Below are 15,654 nucleotides of genomic sequence, written 5' to 3'. Positions count from 1 at the left end.
CCGGCGTCGCGCGCGCGATGCCGCCGGGACAGCGCGGCGCTTCCGGGCGACAATGCCGCCACCCTGTCCGCCGTGGAGCCGCCATGCCCGCCATCTCCCTGACCCGTCACCTGATCGAGGAGCAACGCCTGGAGCACGTCACCCCGGACCTGCGGCTGCTGCTGGAGGTGGTCGCGCGCGCATGCAAGCGCATCTCGGTCGCGGTCGGCAAGGGCGCGCTGGGCGATGTGCTCGGCGAGGCCGGCGGCGAGGCGGGCAGCATCAACGTCCAGGGCGAAGCGCAGAAGAAGCTCGATGTGATCAGCAACGAGATCCTGCTCGAGGCCAACGCCTGGGGCGGCCATCTGGCCGCGTGCGCGTCGGAGGAAATGGCGCACTGCGAACCCATTCCCGACGCCTTTCCGCGCGGCAACTATCTGCTGGTGTTCGACCCGCTCGACGGCAGCTCCAACATCGACATCAATGCCAGCGTCGGCACGATCTTCTCGGTCCTGCGCTGTCCCGAAGGCACGGCCGCGGTCGAGGACGCGCATTTCCTGCAGGCCGGCCGCACCCAGGTCGCCGCCGGCTATTGCCTGTACGGGCCGAGCACGATGCTGGTGCTCACGATCGGGCACGGTACGCACGCCTTCACGCTCGACCGCGAGCAGGGCTCGTTCGTGCTGACCCGCGCCGATCTGCGCATTCCCGAGACGACCCGCGAGTTCGCGATCAACATGTCCAACCAGCGTCATTGGGAGGCACCGACGCAGGCCTACGTCGCCGACCTGCTGGCGGGCACCGACGGCCCCCGCGGCAAGGACTTCAACATGCGCTGGGTCGCGGCGATGGTCGCCGATGTGCATCGCATCCTGACCCGCGGCGGGATCTTCATCTATCCCTGGGACCGCAAGGATCCGTCCAAGCCCGGCAAGCTGCGACTGATGTACGAGGCCAACCCGATGGCGATGCTGGTCGAACAGGCCGGCGGCGCGGCGACCAACGGGCGTACCCGCATCCTGGACATCGAGCCCGACTCGTTGCACCAGCGCGTGCCGGTGTTCCTGGGCTCGCGCGACGAGGTCGAGGCCGCGACGGGCTACCACCTGCGACACGACGGCGACGCCGCGTGACCGCGGCCGACTTCATCGAAGTCGTGCCCGGCGCCCTGGCGCCGGAGGCCTGCGCGGCGATCGTCGCGCGGCTGCGCGCCAGCCCCGACCTGCAGCCCGGGCAGGTCGGCGGCGGGCTGCACCCCGAGCTCAAGCGCAGCCGCGACCTGTCGCTGGGCGATCGCAGCGACTGGGCCGACGTGGTCCGTCAGCTCAACGTGGCCGTCTACGGCGGCCTGCTGCGCTACCTGCGCCGGTACCCGCAGGCCCTGATCGCGCCGCTGATGCTGCAACAGCCCGATGCGGCCGGCACACCTCGGCGACTGGTTGCCGAGGACTTCGCCGACATGGACGACGCCCGGCTCGGCGGCCTGCTGCAGACCTGCCTGCGGCCCGGCCAGATCAACCTGCAGTGGTACGCAGCGGGCGAGGGTGGCTACCCGTACTGGCACTGCGAGCTGTTCCCGCGCGATGCCGGCTGCGAGACCCTGCATCGCCACCTGCTGTGGACGATCTACCTCAACGACGGCTTCGAGGCCGGCGAGACCGAATTCCTGTTCCAGCAGCGCCGGATCGCGCCGCGCACCGGCGACCTGTTGATCGCGCCGACCGCGTTCACCCATACCCATCGCGGCAACAAGCCGCAGGGCGGCGACAAGTTCATCGCCACCAGCTGGATCCTGTTCCAGCGCGCCCAAGCGCTGTACGGCAAGGGCTGAGGCGCCGCGGTCATCACGGGACGGCGCCAGGGGCGCCGGCAGCCGCCGCATGTGCGTATCCCTGCCGCTGCACCGCCGGGCGCGCGATGCCCTAGCCGCGCGGGTGGTTGAGCACCAGCCAGTAAAGGCCGATCTGCTTGACGACTTCGACGAACTTGGCGAAATCCACAGGCTTGCGGATGTAGCTGTTGACGCCCATCGCGTAGCTGGCTTCGACGTCGAACGGCTCGGTGCTGGTCGTCAGCACCACCACCGGCAGGCCGCGCGTCGCCGGACTGGCGCGCAGCGCCTGCAGCACTTCGCGGCCATCGAGCTTGGGCAGGTTGAGGTCGAGCAGCACGATCGACGGCAGCTGGCTCGCATCGCGTCCGGCGTGGCGGCCGCGTGCGAACAGGTAATCGAGCGCCTCGGCGCCGTCGCCGACCACCACCAGCCGGCCATCGATCCGGGCTTCCGCGAACGCGATGCGGGTGAGCTCAGCGTCGTCGGGGTTGTCCTCGATCAACAGGATCGTGTGTTCGCTCATTGGGGCGATGCGTCCTCGGCCGGCGGTGCCGGCAGGTCGATGTGGAAAGTGGTCCCGACGTCCTCCGCCGATTCCACCCGGATGCGGCCGCCATGCGCATGCGCGACCCGCTGGGCAATCGCCAGCCCCAATCCATGGCCGGCACCGTCGTCGGCGCCGTGCAAGCGCCGGAACGGCACGAACAGTCGATCAGCATAGCGCATGTCGAAGCCGCGGCCGGCATCGCGCACGCGCAGCCGCAGGCGGTCGCCGACTCGCTCGCCATCGAGATCGATCCGCACGGTGTCGCGATCGGCGGAGAACTTCCAGGCGTTGTGCAGCAGCTTGCCGAGCATCTGCTTGAGGGCATGCTCGTCGCCCCAGGCCCACAGCCCGGAAGCGACGTGGATCTGCGCCGCGCGCCCGGGATCGGCATCTTGCAGCTCGGCGCAGATCCAGTCGCCCAGCAGGCTGATGTCGACGGGCCCGGGCTGCCGCAGCGGACGCGCGGCGCGCATGGTCTCGAGCAATGCGTCGATCAAGGCGCCGGCCTGCGTCGCTGCGCCACGGATTCGCTGCATATGGTCGCGCACCACGACGGCATCGGCGTCCTCGCCCTGCGCGGCCAGGCGCCGGGAGAACTGCTCGATCGTGCGCACCGGCGCGCGCAGCTCGTGCGAGATGCCGAACGCCAGCGTGTCCTGCAGCAGTTCCATCGCACGCAGCGCGGTCATATCGTGGACCTGCAGCAGCGCGTCACCGCCCGGCAGCGCGGTCAGCGTCAGCTGCAGCGACCGCGTGCCGTCCTCGCCCCGGTCGATCGCGACCGGGATTGCGTGCAGGCCGTCGCCGCCACCGGCGAACCCAGCCAGTGCCTGGTCGAGCTGCGCGGCAACCGGTGCCAACCCCTCGCGATGCGCGGCAGTGCCGACCAGCGCGTCCGGGCTACGGTCGAGCAGCGCAGTCAACGCCCCATTGACACGCCGCCACGTGCCATCGGGCGCGAGCTGCGCCAGACCGATGGCGAGATGGTCGAACACATCGATCTGCGCGGTGGGGGCACCGGGCGAGGGCAGGGAGACAGCGTCGGGCATGCGCGGCGCAGGCGGCGGGAAGCCGTGCAGTGTAGAAAATCCAGGCGTGGACGTATCGTGCACGCGCCGTGAATGCGCCCTAGAACAGCGTGCCCTGCGGCGACGGTGGTTGCGGCGCGACGAACAGATCGGTCCGCAGCGGCGGCAGCCGGCCAAAACCCAGTGCGCGCCGCGCCCGCGCAAAGCGCTGGTCGAGCAGGTCGGCGAACGGCCCCTGGCCGCGCATGCGGTGGCCGAAGCGGCTGTCGTAGTCGCGCCCGCCATGGAGTTGCTGCAGCAGGCTCATCACATGCTGGGCGCGATCGGGATAGTGCAGGTCCAGCCATTCGCGCCACAGCGTCTTGAGCTCGTGCGGCAGGCGCAGCAGCACATAGCCCGCCGAGTCCGCACCGGCCTCGCGTGCGGCGCCCAGGATCGCCTCCAGTTCGTGATCGGTGATCGCCGGCACCACCGGCGCGACCATCACACCGACCGGGATACCCGCCGCCGCCAGCGCGCGCATCGCACGCAGGCGGGCATGCGGCGCGGCCGCCCGCGGCTCCATGCGAGCCGACAGGCGATGGTCGAGCGTGGTCACCGAAAAGTGCACGGTCACCAGCCCCTGGGCCGCCAGCGGCGCGAGCAGGTCGAGGTCGCGCACGATGCCGGCGCTCTTGGTGATCAGGCTGAAGGGGTGCCGGGCCTGCGCCAGCAGCGCGATCAGCTCGCGGGTGACCCGGTAGCGACGCTCGATGGGCTGGTAGGCGTCGGTGTTGATGCCCAGCGCCAGCGGCGCGCAGACGTAGCCCGGCTTGGCGAGCTCGACGCGCAGCCGTTCGGCGGCGTTGGTCTTGGCGAACAGCCGGGTCTCGAAGTCCAGGCCGGGCGACAGGTCGAGGTAGACGTGCGAGGGCCGCGCGAAGCAGTAGATGCAGCCATGCTCGCAGCCGCGGTAGGGATTGACCGAGCGGTCGAAACCGACATCGGGCGAGCGGTTGCGGGTGAGCACGCTGCGCGCGTGTTCCTCGACGACCACGGTCTCCGGCGCCGAGGCCTCGTCCTGCAGCATCTGCAGCGCCTGCCAGCCATCGTCCTCGGCCACCGCGACCCGTTTCTCAAAGCGTCCGGGGACCCAGGACGCGCTGCCGCGCCCCTTGCGGGCCGCAAGCACAGGCGGGCGGAGGCGATCGGCGCTCATCGGCTCACGATGCCGGGCGGGCGTCTCAGCGGGTGCGACGAGGCCGTCATCGCAGCGGCCGCGTGCGCATTTATCCTGTGCGCGGCGCGACCGGCGCCGCCATGGCTGGAACCGACCGTGCAGCGCGCCTGGGATTCGCTCGTCACCGCCCCGCACCTGCTCGCGCTTCTGATCGCCGGCTGGCTGCTCTATCTGGTTCTGCTGGGCGGCTGGATCGTGCTGCAGAAGCGCGAGCCGGTCGCGACCATGAGCTGGCTGCTCGGCCTGGCGCTGCTGCCCTACGTGGGCTTTCTGATCTATCACGTGTTCGGACCGCAGAAGATCCATCGCAACCGGCTGCGTCGCAGCCGCAGCCGCGCTTGGATGCACAGCGCCCAGATCGACAGCGAAGACGGTGACGCCGCCGAGCTCGTCCGCCTGGCGCAGAACACGACGGGATTGCCGGCGACTTCGTCGGCGGAGGTGGATCTGCTGGTCGACGGCGCAGCGAAGTACACCGCATTGCTCGCCGACATCGCCCAGGCACGCCACCATGTGCACCTGGAGTACTACATCTTCGAGCCCGACACGACCGGCAGCGCGCTGCGCGACGCATTGGTCGAGCGCGCGCGCGCCGGTGTGCGGGTCCGGCTGCTGCTCGATTTCGTCGGCACGCGCGCCCGGCGCAGTTTCTTCGCTGCACTGGTCGAGGCCGGCGGCGAACTCGCCTGGTTTCACCCGATGCGCTTTGGGCGGGTCTGGAAGCGCCCGTGGACCAACCTGCGCACCCATCGCAAGCTGGTCGTGATCGATGGCCGGATCGCCTACACCGGCGGGATGAATGTCACCGACGAGCAGGACGAGCGCCTGCGCGCCGACGCCTACCGCGATCTGCACATGCGGCTGATCGGCAAGTCGGTGCGCACGCTGCAACTGGTGTTCGCCGAGGACTGGGCCTACGCGACCGGCCGACGCGACTTCCTCGCCGATGTCGAGGCGCAGACGCCAGCCGCCGACCCCGGCCCGATCCGCACTCAGGTACTGACCTCCGGCCCGGATTCGAACTGGGAGGCGATCCACCGCCTCCATGTCGGCGCGATCCATGCCGCACGGCATCGCGTCTGGCTGACGACGCCCTACTTCGTGCCGGGCGAGGCGGCGATGATGGCGCTGACCTCGGCCGCGCTCGCCGGACTCGACGTGCGCCTGTTGGTGCCGCGCACCAGCGACTCGCAGTTGGTGACGCTCGCCGCGCGATCCTACTTCGGTCAACTGCTGGTCGCCGGGGTCAAGATCTACGAGTACCGCTCGCGGATGCTGCACAGCAAATCGCTGCTGATCGACGACAGCCTGGCGATCATCGGCAGCGCGAACTTCGACCACCGGAGTTTCCGGCTGAACTTCGAGCTGTCGGTGTTGTTCGACGATCCGGGCGTCGCCACCGCGCTCGCGCAGATCATCGAACGGGAGTTCGCGCATGCCCCGCGCGTGCAGCGCGGCAGGCACCGCCCGCTGCTGACCGCGCGCTTGCCCGAGGCGCTGGCACGGCTGTGCTCGCCGCTGCTGTAGTCGACACGCAAGACGCGCCCGCCCGACGCGCGTGCGCACGAGGACACCTTCCCATGCCCCCCAGCAACAAGGCGTCGCCCGTCCAGCCCTCCGTCGAGCCGAAGCGATTGCAGCTGTGGCAAGCGCTGTCGGCGCTGTTTCTCGACACCGAGATCGACGATGGCGCGATCGCCGCGATCGCCCGCGTGGTGCGCGACACCAGCTACAGCGCCGACGAAGTGCACCGCGCCCTGTGGGGCGAGGTCTACCCGGTGCTGGCGCCCAACCTGCGCAGCGTGGCCGGCAACTGGTCGGGCTGGTCGGATGCCTGGCTGCTGGCCCACCTGCGGGTCCATATCGGCGCGGTACCGACGCCACGCGGCCGCGTCGCCGCCGCGATCGTCCACGACTGGACCCGGGTCGCCGCCCATCTCCCGCCCGAGTTCGCCTGAGCGCAGACGCGCGACGATGGGCGGCAACACCGGCCGACCACGGTCCGATGGCAGGTCACGCTCGGCCTCTGGCGCTGCGCCTTCGAGCGGTTAGACTGCACCCAAGTCAGGCGGAGGCCCTGCCCATGTCGTGGTTGTTGCTGCTGCTCGCGCTCGGCGCGATCGTCGTTGCGTTCACCACCACATCGGTGCCGGTGGCGGTGGTTGCCCTGCTGTTGTCGCTGGCGCTGGTCGTCGTCGGCGTGCTCGGCTTGCTGGCCCAGCGCGTGGGCGAACGCAGCCGCAGCGAAGCGATGATGGTCGATCCGGTGGAACTGCGCCGTCTGCGCGAGCAGGCGCAAGCCCGCCGGGCCGACGCCGCCACGACGCCAGAGCTGCCGCCTCCGCCCGGCGCATGAGCGATGCGCGCAGTGTCCTCACTCGGCGCACGACCCGACTGAGCGTCAACCTCAACAAGATCGCCGTGCTGCGCAACTCACGCGGCGGGCGCGATCCCGACGTGCTGCACGCCGCCCGGGTCTGCCTGGATGCCGGCGCGCACGGCATCACCGTGCACCCGCGCCCCGACGCCCGGCATATCCGTACCGATGACGTCCTCGCACTGGGCGCACTGACGGCCGCGCGCGACGTCGAGTTCAACATCGAGGGCAACCCCTTCGCGCCTGCGCGCGGCGCTTATCCCGGCCTGCTCGCGCTCTGCGCACAGGTCCGTCCCGCGCAAGTCACGCTGGTGCCCGACGGCGATGCACAGCTGACCTCCGACCACGGCTTCGACTTCGCCCGCGACAGCGCCGTGCTGCATCCTCTGGTCGCCCAACTGCACGCACTGGGCTGCCGCGTCAGCCTGTTCGCCGATGCCGGCGCCGACATCGAGGCGGCAGTGTCCACCGGCGCCGATCGCATCGAGCTCTACACCGGCCCCTGGGCCGAAGCCTTCGCCGCCGGCACGCCCGAAGCCGCGCTGCCCGGCCTGGTCGACACAGCCGGCCGCGCACGCGCGGCCGGCTTGGGCGTCAATGCCGGCCACGATCTGAGCCAGGCCAATCTCGGCGCGCTGCTCGACGCGCTCGGCACCGTCGACGAGGTCTCCATCGGCCACGCCCTGATCGGGGAGGCGCTCTACGACGGCCTTGCCCCCACGGTCGGTCGCTATCTCGCGATCGTCAACGCAGAGCGTTGACGCCGGCAAAGCGCCGCCATCCCAATCTTCCCCCGCGCTGGGGGAAGGCGTGAGTGGCTGCGCTTTGATGTGCTCCCGCGTGCGCGCGGCACAGGCGAGGGCGTCGCGAGTACCTTCGCCGCGTGCGGGAGTGGTCGGGGCGCCTCGCGCGCTCGGCGGGGCTGCGATGGGACGCTTCGCGCAGGTTGGCACCGTGTCATCGGCAACGGGAAGACGAACGGTGTCCGCGGATCGCCCTCATCGCCTCTCATCGTGTTCGCGCCGCGCATGCGCAGCAACACCATCCACGCGGCAGCGTCGAACCTAAAAAAAACGCCGCCCGAAGGCGGCGTCAAATGAAGCAGGGTAAGCGCCGAGCGTGCTGCAGGCGCGTCGGCGGTATTGCGGATTACTTGCGGACGAATCCGATCTTCTGCATCTGCGCGTTCTTGGCCTCGGCCAGCACCTTCGCCAGCACGCCGTAATCGGCGTCCTCGTTGGTGTCGATCTCCAGCGTGGGCTGGTTGGTCGGATCGCGCTGGACTTCCGATTCCATCATGTTGCGCAGCGCCGAGACCGGCGTCGGGCTGTCGTTCCAGAAGATCTGGCCCGAGCCGTCGATGCGCAGCTTGATCGGCTCCGGCGGTTCCACCGGATTGTCAGGCTGCTGGGTCGACCGCTGCGGCAGGTCGATGTCGATCGGATAGGACAACTGCGGCGCCGTCACCATGAAGATGATCAGCAGCACCAACATCACGTCGCAGAGCGGAATGATGTTGATGTCGGCCATTGGGCCTTCGCCACCGGATGAAAATGCCATGGATGATGCTCCGGTTTAGTTGCTTTCGGTCGTCGCCACGAAGCCGACCTTGCGCATGCCCTGGGCCTGCGCAACGTTGACCACCTGGTTGACCGTCCGGTACTTGGCGGTCGAGTCGGCCCGGATGTTGACCGGCGGCTGAGGCGTCTTCTGCGCCTCGACCGACAGCGTGCTCTCGAGCAACTCAATCGACACCGGCTCGTCGTTGACGTAGATCTCGCCGCTGTCGGTGATCGCGACCGTGATCGGCGGCGCCGGGGGCGCCGTATCCGGACGCTCGTCCAGATTGGCCTGCGGCAACTCGACCTTGACCTTGTGCGCCATCATCGGTGCCGTGACCATGAAGATGATCAGCAGCACCAGCATGACGTCGACAAGCGGGACGATGTTGATCGTGGCGTTGACCTTGTCGTTACCGCCACCACCTGAGCTGAAAGCCATATCGGGACTCCGTTGTCGCTACTGACGTACGTTCTTAGACCTTGGCCGGCGGGACGGCATCGCCGACGCGCGAACCGGTGGCGAAGAAGTCGTGCAGGTCGTGCGCGAACGTGTCGAGCTTGTTGTTCGTGCCGCGGTTGAGGCGGACGAAGAAGTTGTAGCCCAGCACCGCCGGGATCGCGACGCCCAGACCGATCGCGGTCATGATCAGCGCCTCGCCCACGGGACCTGCCACTGCGCCGATGTCGGCCTGGCCGCTGGCACCGATGCGGATCAGGGCGCGGTAGATGCCCCACACCGTACCGAGCAGACCGACGAACGGCGCGGTCGCACCGACGGTCGCGAGCACGGTCAGGCCGTTCTCGAGCTTCAGCGATTCACGGGTGACGGCCTGACGCAGCGCGCGGTCGACGAACTCCGAGCGGTTCAGCGACTCGACCAGGCGCGAGCCTTCGTGACGCTGGTGGTGCGCAGCGGCCTGGGCGGCGTCCAGGGCGACCTTCGAGAAGGGCTCGCTCTTGGGCTGCTCTTCCATGTGACGGATCGCATCCTGGGCGTTCGGGGTTTCCCAGAACGTGTTGATGACGCGGTCGGAGCTGCCGCGCAGGCGGGCATTCTTGATCGCGTTGTAGATGATCCAGTAGATCGACATGGCCGACATCGTGACGAGCACGATGAGGACGACCCAGCCGACCGCGTCCATGTGCTGAATCATGTCCGCGAAGCCCATCTGCTGCAGGGCTGCAGCGTTGCCGGCTCCGGTCGGGGCGGTGGTGGTTTCCTGCAGCATAACGCTTACCTTCTAGATGTAGTGGTTTGAAGAAGTGGAACGTGACGCGGGGACTAACAGGCACCCGCGAACGGGCGCCGAATCTGCGCGGCCCTTAGGCCGCCATGATCAACTCAGGCTGAAGTCGACCGGGACGCGGACGCGACCGGCGGCCGGCTGGCCATTCTTCATCGCCGGAGCGAACGACCACTTGCGAGCGGCCTCGATCGCGGCGCGGTCGAGATCGCGGTTGCGGCTGGACTTCTCGACCGAGACGTTGGTGACGTTGCCCTGCGCATCGACGTCGATGACGAGGATGACGGTGCCCTCGATCTGGGCACGGGCGGCGGCCGGCGGGTAGCGCGGCGGGTTCATGTTCTTCGACGAGATGTCGACGCTGGCACCGATGTCGGCGACCTGCGCGGGCGGCGCGGGCGGGGCCGGCGGCGGGGCCGGGGCATCCATCGGCGACGGATCATCGAACACGACCGGCGGCGCTTCGGGCGGCGGTGGCACCGGTGTCGGTCGCGGCGGCGACAGCTCCTTGATGGGCTGCGGCTTCGGCGGTTCGGGCGGCGGCGGCGGCGGGGGCGGCGGCGGCGGCGGCGGCTCGATGATGACCACGCGGGTGGCCATCTCTTCTTCGGGGGCAGCGTTCGGCGGATTCACCGGCGCCAGCAGCAGCATGACCGCGGCGGCGTGGAAGGCGACCACCATCGTGAATCCGGCGATGCGGGCCCAGTTCAGGCCTTCGTCTTCGTCGTTGGTCGTCGTCGAGCGTTGCGTCATGCGGAGAACTCACGTGAGGCCAGAGCGAAACGCTCCGGTGGAAAGGTCAACCTGCCGCCCTGTCTGGCGGCAGGAATCCTGAAGCTTATACCAATCCGAGTAACGTGCACCATCCGTGACGCGCAGAACTTTTCCTTAACGGGCGGAGATGATTCGCTCCGCGTCGGCATTGGACTTGAGCCCCTTGGCGATCGCCTGGCGCGCGGCCTCCTTGGCTTCGGCGCTGCGGCCTTCCTGGTGCAGTGCACGCGCCAGGTTGAGGTAGGTCTCGCCGTTCTCGGCCAGCGGTGCCGCCTTGCGCCAGGTCTCGATCGCCGGCTCGATCTGGTCGGAGAAGTAGTACGCCTGGGCGAGCGCCGACAGCGTGCGGTAGTCGGACGGCAGGATGTTCTTCTGCAGGCCTTCGTTGATCACCGCGATCGCCTCTCGCTCCTTGCCGTCGCTGTTGAGATACAGCGCGTAGAGGTTGCGGTACTCCGTGTCCTCGGTCAGCTGGCCGCTGCTGCGCAGACGCTCGAACACCTCGATCGCCTTGTCGTTCTGATCGGTCTGCAGGTAGGACACGGCGAGGTTGATCTGCGAGCGCTTGTCGTCCGGCGTCGCCTGCGCGACCTGTTCGGCCAGGCGCGTGGCCTCGGCGGTGTTGCCCGACTCGGCGTAGGCGCCCATCAGCACCTGCGTCCACTGCGGATCGACCTCGCCGCCGCCTTCAACCAGCGGCTTGAGCGTGGCGATTGCCTCGGGGTAACGCTCGAGGCGATAGAGCAGATTGCCCTTGAGCGCCTGATCCTTGGGATCGGACGATCCGGACTCGGCGAGATAGCGCTCCAGCGACGCCAGCGCGGCGGCATAGTCCTGCTCCTGCGCCTGCAGCTGGGCGACGATCAGCATCGCCTGGAAGTGGTTGTTGTTGTCCAGGCCGCCACCGGCGATCGCCTGTTCCAGGTACGTGATCGCACGGGCGTTGTCGTCGTTGAGCAGGAACTGGCCGGCAAGCAGCGCGGCCATCGACTTGTCGTACTCGTTCGCGCGCTCGTTGGCGATGATCTGCTCGGCCAGCGGCAGCCCCTTCGCCGCGTCCTGCGCGTTGTAGGCCTCCGACAACGCGTTGAGATCCTTGACCACACGCTGGCTGGCCTGCACGCCCGGCTCCTTGCGCGTGGCGTTGGGATAGCGCGCTTCTTCCTTCTGCTGCGCCTGGCGGCCGCCACGGCGCTCGCTGCGATCGGCCGAGCGCGAACTGCGGTCCGCACGGCTGCTGCGCTCGCTGCGGTCGCTACCGCCCTCGTCCTGCGCCATCGCCGGCACAGCGAAGGCCAGCAGCGCAGTGGTCATCGCGGCGACCAGCGCCTTGTGAGAGAAACGGGACTTGGACATCGGATCACCTCGATTGGGGTGGATGCGCCGCGAGCGCGGGCGCAGGAGTCTGGACGGCGATTATGGCCGACGCTCGACCGTCGTGGGCAGCCCGATCAACCGCAGTTGGGGCGGCGACCGGCCGCGCGGGCCTGCTCGTAGACAGGCACCAGCGACGTCGCGCGCGCCTGCAGTTCGGCGATGCGGTTCTGCGGGTTGGGGTGGGTCGACAGCCACTGCGGCGGCTGATTGCCGCCGCTGGCGGTGATCATGTTCTGCCACAGCGCAACGGCCGCGCGCGGGTCGAACCCGGCCTTGGCCATGAGCTCCTGCCCCACCACGTCCGCCTCGGTTTCCTGGGTGCGGGTACCGGGCAGCAGGAACGTCGCCTGCAACGCCGCGCCGCCGAGCTGGCTGGTGGTCTGCTGCGCGCCTTCGCCGTAGCGCGAGCCGAGCAACGCACCGGCGACGCCGAGTGCGCCCTGGGCACCGAGCTGGCGGGTGATGCGCTCGTCGTGATGGTTGGCGTAGACGTGGCCGATCTCGTGCGCGATGACGGCCGCCAGTTGGTCCTGGTTCTTGGCCACGGTCAGGATGCCGGTATGGACACCGACCTTGCCGCCGGGCAGCGCGAATGCGTTGGGGTTGTCGTCGACGAACACCACCGACTCCCACTTGAGTTGCTGCCAGTTGGCGGGCAGCTCGCGCACGATGTCGGTCACGATGCAGCGCACGTAGGCCTGTTGCCGGGCGTCGCTCGACTGCCGGGTCTTGGCCTTGGTCTCGGCAAACGCCTGCTCGCCCATCTGGTTGAGCTGGGCCTGGGAGACGCCGCCCACGTACTGGGTGCGCCCGGTCGGCGACGTGGTGGTGGCGCAGGCGGTGAGCAGCAACGCAACGGTCACGGCTGCGATGGGCGCTTTCATGGTCGGGCTTCCCCTTGCTCGAATACGGATGGTCAGGGCATCCGTTGTAGTGCGGCCCGGATTAACGTTCCGTCAATCCGGGCGCACGGCCTGCGCGGTGCAGGCCGCGCGGAGCGCGTCCTCAGACGTCGAGGTTGGCGACCTTGAGCGCGTTGTCGTCGATGAAGGCGCGGCGCGGCTCGACGACATCGCCCATCAGCGTGCTGAAGATCTCGTCGGCGGCGACCGCGTCCTCGATCCGCACCTGCAGCAGGCGTCGCGTCTCGGGGTTGACCGTCGTGTCCCACAGCTGCTCGGGATTCATTTCGCCCAGGCCCTTGAAGCGCTGGATCTGCCGCCCCTTCTTGGCTTCCTCGAGCAGCCACGCCTGGGCGCCTGCGAAGGTCTTGACCGGCTGGGCGCGATTGCCGCGGACGATCTGCGCGCCTTCTCGGATCAGGCCGTGCAGCTGGCGCGCGACCTCGCCGACGGCACGCAGGTCGCCGCTTTCAAGCGCGGCCAGCGGCACCATCTGGATCAGGTCGACGCCCATGTGCTGGCGTTCGATCGTCAGCACCGCGCCGCGCGATTCATTGGCCGGCTGCACCGAGAACCGGTAGCGCGGACGGCCCAGCCCGGACTGGTTGAGACGTCCTTCCAGCGCACGCAGTGCATCCTGCGCGGCCTCGGCATCGCCCGACAGCGGCGCGGCGTCGAGCAGCAGTTCCAGCACGGCCGGATCGTAACGGTGTGCGTTGCGCGCGATCGCGTCCTTGGCCGCTGCGAAATCGAGCAGCAGACGTTCCAGGGCAACACCTTCGATCGCCGGTTCGCCGGCCGCGGGAATCAACTGCGCACCCTCGACCGCATTGCCGGCCAGATAGGCGTCGAGCGCCGCGTCGTCCTTGAGATAGAGCTCGTTCTTGCCCTGCTTGATCTTGTACAGCGGCGGCAGGCCGATGTAGACATGACCGCGCTCGATCAGCTCCGGCATCTGCCGGTAGAAGAACGTCAGCAGCAGCGTGCGGATATGCGAGCCGTCGACGTCGGCGTCGGTCATGATGATGATGCGGTGGTAGCGCAGCTTGTCGGGGTTGTACTCGTCCTTGCCGATGCCCGTGCCGAGCGCGGTGATCAGCGTGCCGACTTCGGCCGACGCGAGCATCCGGTCGAACCGCGCGCGCTCGACGTTGAGGATCTTGCCGCGCAGCGGCAGCACGGCCTGGTTGCGGCGATTGCGGCCCTGCTTGGCCGAACCGCCGGCCGAGTCGCCCTCGACGATGAACAGTTCCGACAGCGCCGGGTCCTTTTCCTGGCAATCGGCGAGCTTGCCCGGCAGGCCGGCGATGTCCAGCGCCCCCTTGCGGCGGGTCAGATCGCGCGCCTTGCGCGCGGCCTCACGCGCACGGGCGGCATCGACGATCTTGCCGGCGATCGCGCGCGCTTCGTTCGGGTTTTCCTCGAGGAACTCCTGCAGCCGCTGGCCGAACGCACTCTCGACGACCGGGCGGACTTCGGAGGAGACCAGCTTTTCCTTGGTCTGCGACGAGAAACTCGGGTCGGGCACCTTCACCGACAGCACCGCGATCATGCCCTCGCGCATGTCGTCGCCCGACAGCGCGACCTTGGCCTGCTTGGCGATGCCGTTGTGCTCGATGTACTGCGTCAACGTGCGCGTGAGCGCAGCGCGGAAGCCCTGCAGATGCGTGCCGCCGTCCTTCTGCGGGATGTTGTTGGTGAAGCAGAACATCGTTTCCTGGTACGCGTCGGTCCACTGCAGCGCGACATCGACGGTGATGCCGCTCTGCTCGCCCGTGACGGAGATCACGTTGGGATGCAGCGGCGTCTTGAGCTGTGCCAGATGCTCGACGAACGAACGGATGCCGCCTTCGTACTGGTAGGTATCGCGCCGCCCTTCCCCGCGCAGATCGACCAGGGTGACCTTGACGCCGGAGTTGAGGAACGAGAGTTCGCGCAGGCGACGGGCCAGGATGTCGTAGTGGAAGGTGACGTCACTGAACGTCGCCACGGCCGGCCAGAAGCGCAGCGTGGTGCCGCGCTTGGTCGAGGCCTCGCGGCGCTCGAGCGGGGCCACCGGCTCGCCGGTCGCATATTCCTGATGGTGGTGGTAGCCGTCGCGCCAGATGTCGAGCGTGAGCTTCTCGCTCAGCGCATTGACCACCGAAACGCCCACGCCGTGCAGGCCGCCGGAGACCTTGTAGCTGTTGTCGTCGAACTTACCGCCGGCGTGCAGCTGGGTCATGATGACCTGCGCGGCCGACACGCCCTCTTCCTTGTGGATGTCGACCGGGATGCCGCGGCCGTTGTCGGACACCGAAACCGAGCCGTCCTCGTGGATCGTCACGACGACCTCGTCGGCATGGCCGGCGAGCGCTTCGTCGATCGCGTTGTCCACGACCTCGAACACCATGTGGTGCAGGCCGGTGCCATCGTGTACGTCGCCGATGTACATGCCCGGCCGCTTGCGGACGGCCTCGAGGCCGCGCAGCACGGTGATCCGGCTGGAATCGTAATCGGTATTGGCGGGGGCGCCGCCGTGGATGGTCTCGTCGCTCATTCGATTCGCTGTCTGGCAGGCGCGCGGTCCGCGACGCGCAAGCGCCGCGAGGCACATGCGGCGGTCGAACAGGCCGGCATAGAGGGCCATCATACCACCCCGCCCCCAGCCCTCCCCGGGGAGGTTCCACGTGGAACCTTCGGCTGTGGCGGCACAGATTCGGGACGATGCTGCCACTGGGCGGGCGCTCCTGCGACGCGGGTCGCAGGACCCTCACGAGCCCTGCCGAAGACTGATTACCGCTTGCGAGTACGCTCGTACGGCGCATCGCC

General features: G+C 68.8%; 16 protein-coding genes. 6 read left to right on the top strand and 10 right to left on the bottom strand.

The window, feature by feature from the left end; all coding sequences use genetic code 11:
- Nucleotides 1–83 precede the first annotated feature (83 nt).
- Together ABE488_RS07325 and ABE488_RS07320 are read left to right on the top strand one after the other, a co-directional pair.
- Entirely contained in the window at nucleotides 84–1,112 is a 1,029-nt protein-coding gene (locus ABE488_RS07325; protein WP_346447659.1) for a class 1 fructose-bisphosphatase, read from the top strand.
- Complete coding sequence (locus tag ABE488_RS07320; protein WP_346447658.1) at nucleotides 1,109–1,810, top strand: 2OG-Fe(II) oxygenase; 702 nt, start codon at nucleotides 1,109–1,111, stop codon at nucleotides 1,808–1,810. Before ABE488_RS07325 ends, ABE488_RS07320 begins: the two co-directional genes overlap by 4 nt.
- A 91-nt stretch (nucleotides 1,811–1,901) precedes the next feature.
- Here the strand turns inward: ABE488_RS07320 and ABE488_RS07315 are convergent, their stop codons facing one another.
- From ABE488_RS07315 to ABE488_RS07305, 3 genes are all read right to left on the bottom strand, one after another.
- Entirely contained in the window at nucleotides 1,902–2,336 is a 435-nt protein-coding gene (locus ABE488_RS07315) for a response regulator (protein ID WP_346447657.1), read from the bottom strand.
- On the bottom strand, nucleotides 2,333–3,409 hold the full coding sequence (locus tag ABE488_RS07310) for a HAMP domain-containing sensor histidine kinase (protein ID WP_346442061.1): 1,077 nt from the start codon (nucleotides 3,407–3,409) through the stop codon (nucleotides 2,333–2,335). Before ABE488_RS07310 ends, ABE488_RS07315 begins: the two co-directional genes overlap by 4 nt.
- Nucleotides 3,410–3,488: 79 nt before the next feature.
- Nucleotides 3,489–4,586 carry a PA0069 family radical SAM protein gene (locus ABE488_RS07305; RefSeq protein WP_346447656.1) on the bottom strand — a complete coding sequence of 366 codons (1,098 nt, stop codon included), beginning with the start codon at nucleotides 4,584–4,586 and terminating at the stop codon, nucleotides 3,489–3,491.
- 117 nt (nucleotides 4,587–4,703) lie between these two features.
- Here ABE488_RS07305 and cls point away from each other — a divergent pair, with 117 nt between their 5' ends.
- The 4 genes from cls to ABE488_RS07285 all read left to right on the top strand — a co-directional run bounded on the left by cls (nucleotide 4,704) and on the right by ABE488_RS07285 (nucleotide 7,745).
- On the top strand, nucleotides 4,704–6,134 hold the full coding sequence (gene cls, locus ABE488_RS07300) for a cardiolipin synthase (protein ID WP_346447655.1): 1,431 nt from the start codon (nucleotides 4,704–4,706) through the stop codon (nucleotides 6,132–6,134).
- A gap of 53 nt (nucleotides 6,135–6,187) precedes the next feature.
- Nucleotides 6,188–6,565 carry a hypothetical protein gene (locus ABE488_RS07295; protein WP_346447654.1) on the top strand — a complete coding sequence of 126 codons (378 nt, stop codon included), beginning with the start codon at nucleotides 6,188–6,190 and terminating at the stop codon, nucleotides 6,563–6,565.
- Nucleotides 6,566–6,690: 125 nt separating this feature from the next.
- Entirely contained in the window at nucleotides 6,691–6,963 is a 273-nt protein-coding gene (locus tag ABE488_RS07290; RefSeq protein ID WP_346447653.1) for a hypothetical protein, read from the top strand.
- A complete protein-coding gene (locus ABE488_RS07285) occupies nucleotides 6,960–7,745 on the top strand; it encodes a pyridoxine 5'-phosphate synthase (protein ID WP_346447652.1) in 786 nt (261 codons plus the stop codon). Before ABE488_RS07290 ends, ABE488_RS07285 begins: the two co-directional genes overlap by 4 nt.
- A gap of 388 nt (nucleotides 7,746–8,133) precedes the next feature.
- Here the strand turns inward: ABE488_RS07285 and ABE488_RS07280 are convergent, their stop codons facing one another.
- From ABE488_RS07280 to gyrB, 7 genes are all read right to left on the bottom strand, one after another.
- Nucleotides 8,134–8,544 (bottom strand): biopolymer transporter ExbD, encoded by a 411-nt coding sequence (locus ABE488_RS07280; RefSeq protein ID WP_346442055.1) that lies wholly within the window; start codon nucleotides 8,542–8,544, stop codon nucleotides 8,134–8,136.
- A gap of 15 nt (nucleotides 8,545–8,559) precedes the next feature.
- Nucleotides 8,560–8,985, bottom strand: a complete 426-nt coding sequence (locus tag ABE488_RS07275) for a biopolymer transporter ExbD (protein WP_047138028.1) — start codon at nucleotides 8,983–8,985, stop codon at nucleotides 8,560–8,562.
- 34 nt (nucleotides 8,986–9,019) lie between these two features.
- Entirely contained in the window at nucleotides 9,020–9,775 is a 756-nt protein-coding gene (locus ABE488_RS07270; RefSeq protein WP_047138029.1) for a MotA/TolQ/ExbB proton channel family protein, read from the bottom strand.
- A 108-nt stretch (nucleotides 9,776–9,883) separates the two neighbouring features.
- Entirely contained in the window at nucleotides 9,884–10,543 is a 660-nt protein-coding gene (locus tag ABE488_RS07265; protein ID WP_346442054.1) for an energy transducer TonB, read from the bottom strand.
- 135 nt (nucleotides 10,544–10,678) lie between these two features.
- Nucleotides 10,679–11,920 (bottom strand): tetratricopeptide repeat protein, encoded by a 1,242-nt coding sequence (locus ABE488_RS07260; protein ID WP_346442053.1) that lies wholly within the window; start codon nucleotides 11,918–11,920, stop codon nucleotides 10,679–10,681.
- A 95-nt stretch (nucleotides 11,921–12,015) separates the two neighbouring features.
- The gene (locus ABE488_RS07255; RefSeq protein WP_346442052.1) at nucleotides 12,016–12,825 is read right to left on the bottom strand and encodes a M48 family metallopeptidase; all 810 of its coding nucleotides are present in this window, start codon (nucleotides 12,823–12,825) and stop codon (nucleotides 12,016–12,018) included.
- A gap of 121 nt (nucleotides 12,826–12,946) precedes the next feature.
- Nucleotides 12,947–15,382 (bottom strand): DNA topoisomerase (ATP-hydrolyzing) subunit B, encoded by a 2,436-nt coding sequence (gene gyrB / locus ABE488_RS07250; protein ID WP_346447651.1) that lies wholly within the window; start codon nucleotides 15,380–15,382, stop codon nucleotides 12,947–12,949.
- Nucleotides 15,383–15,654: the final 272 nt, after the last annotated feature.

The organism is Luteimonas sp. TWI662 (assembly GCF_039673825.1).
GTDB lineage: Bacteria > Pseudomonadota > Gammaproteobacteria > Xanthomonadales > Xanthomonadaceae > Luteimonas.
This window is presented reverse-complemented; position numbering and strand designations above follow the sequence as displayed.

What these genes read in the sequence shown, in the direction of transcription:
- gyrB (WP_346447651.1), bottom strand. Translation starts at nt 15,382, where the DNA reads ATGAGCGACGAGACCATCCACGGCGGCGCCCCCGCCAATACCGATTAC.
- ABE488_RS07265 (WP_346442054.1), bottom strand. Translation starts at nt 10,543, where the DNA reads ATGACGCAACGCTCGACGACGACCAACGACGAAGACGAAGGCCTGAAC.
- ABE488_RS07255 (WP_346442052.1), bottom strand. Translation starts at nt 12,825, where the DNA reads ATGAAAGCGCCCATCGCAGCCGTGACCGTTGCGTTGCTGCTCACCGCC.
- ABE488_RS07325 (WP_346447659.1), top strand. Translation starts at nt 84, where the DNA reads ATGCCCGCCATCTCCCTGACCCGTCACCTGATCGAGGAGCAACGCCTG.
- ABE488_RS07290 (WP_346447653.1), top strand. Translation starts at nt 6,691, where the DNA reads ATGTCGTGGTTGTTGCTGCTGCTCGCGCTCGGCGCGATCGTCGTTGCG.
- ABE488_RS07270 (WP_047138029.1), bottom strand. Translation starts at nt 9,775, where the DNA reads ATGCTGCAGGAAACCACCACCGCCCCGACCGGAGCCGGCAACGCTGCA.
- ABE488_RS07260 (WP_346442053.1), bottom strand. Translation starts at nt 11,920, where the DNA reads ATGTCCAAGTCCCGTTTCTCTCACAAGGCGCTGGTCGCCGCGATGACC.
- ABE488_RS07315 (WP_346447657.1), bottom strand. Translation starts at nt 2,336, where the DNA reads ATGAGCGAACACACGATCCTGTTGATCGAGGACAACCCCGACGACGCT.
- ABE488_RS07310 (WP_346442061.1), bottom strand. Translation starts at nt 3,409, where the DNA reads ATGCCCGACGCTGTCTCCCTGCCCTCGCCCGGTGCCCCCACCGCGCAG.
- ABE488_RS07295 (WP_346447654.1), top strand. Translation starts at nt 6,188, where the DNA reads ATGCCCCCCAGCAACAAGGCGTCGCCCGTCCAGCCCTCCGTCGAGCCG.
- ABE488_RS07305 (WP_346447656.1), bottom strand. Translation starts at nt 4,586, where the DNA reads ATGAGCGCCGATCGCCTCCGCCCGCCTGTGCTTGCGGCCCGCAAGGGG.
- ABE488_RS07275 (WP_047138028.1), bottom strand. Translation starts at nt 8,985, where the DNA reads ATGGCTTTCAGCTCAGGTGGTGGCGGTAACGACAAGGTCAACGCCACG.
- ABE488_RS07285 (WP_346447652.1), top strand. Translation starts at nt 6,960, where the DNA reads ATGAGCGATGCGCGCAGTGTCCTCACTCGGCGCACGACCCGACTGAGC.
- ABE488_RS07280 (WP_346442055.1), bottom strand. Translation starts at nt 8,544, where the DNA reads ATGGCATTTTCATCCGGTGGCGAAGGCCCAATGGCCGACATCAACATC.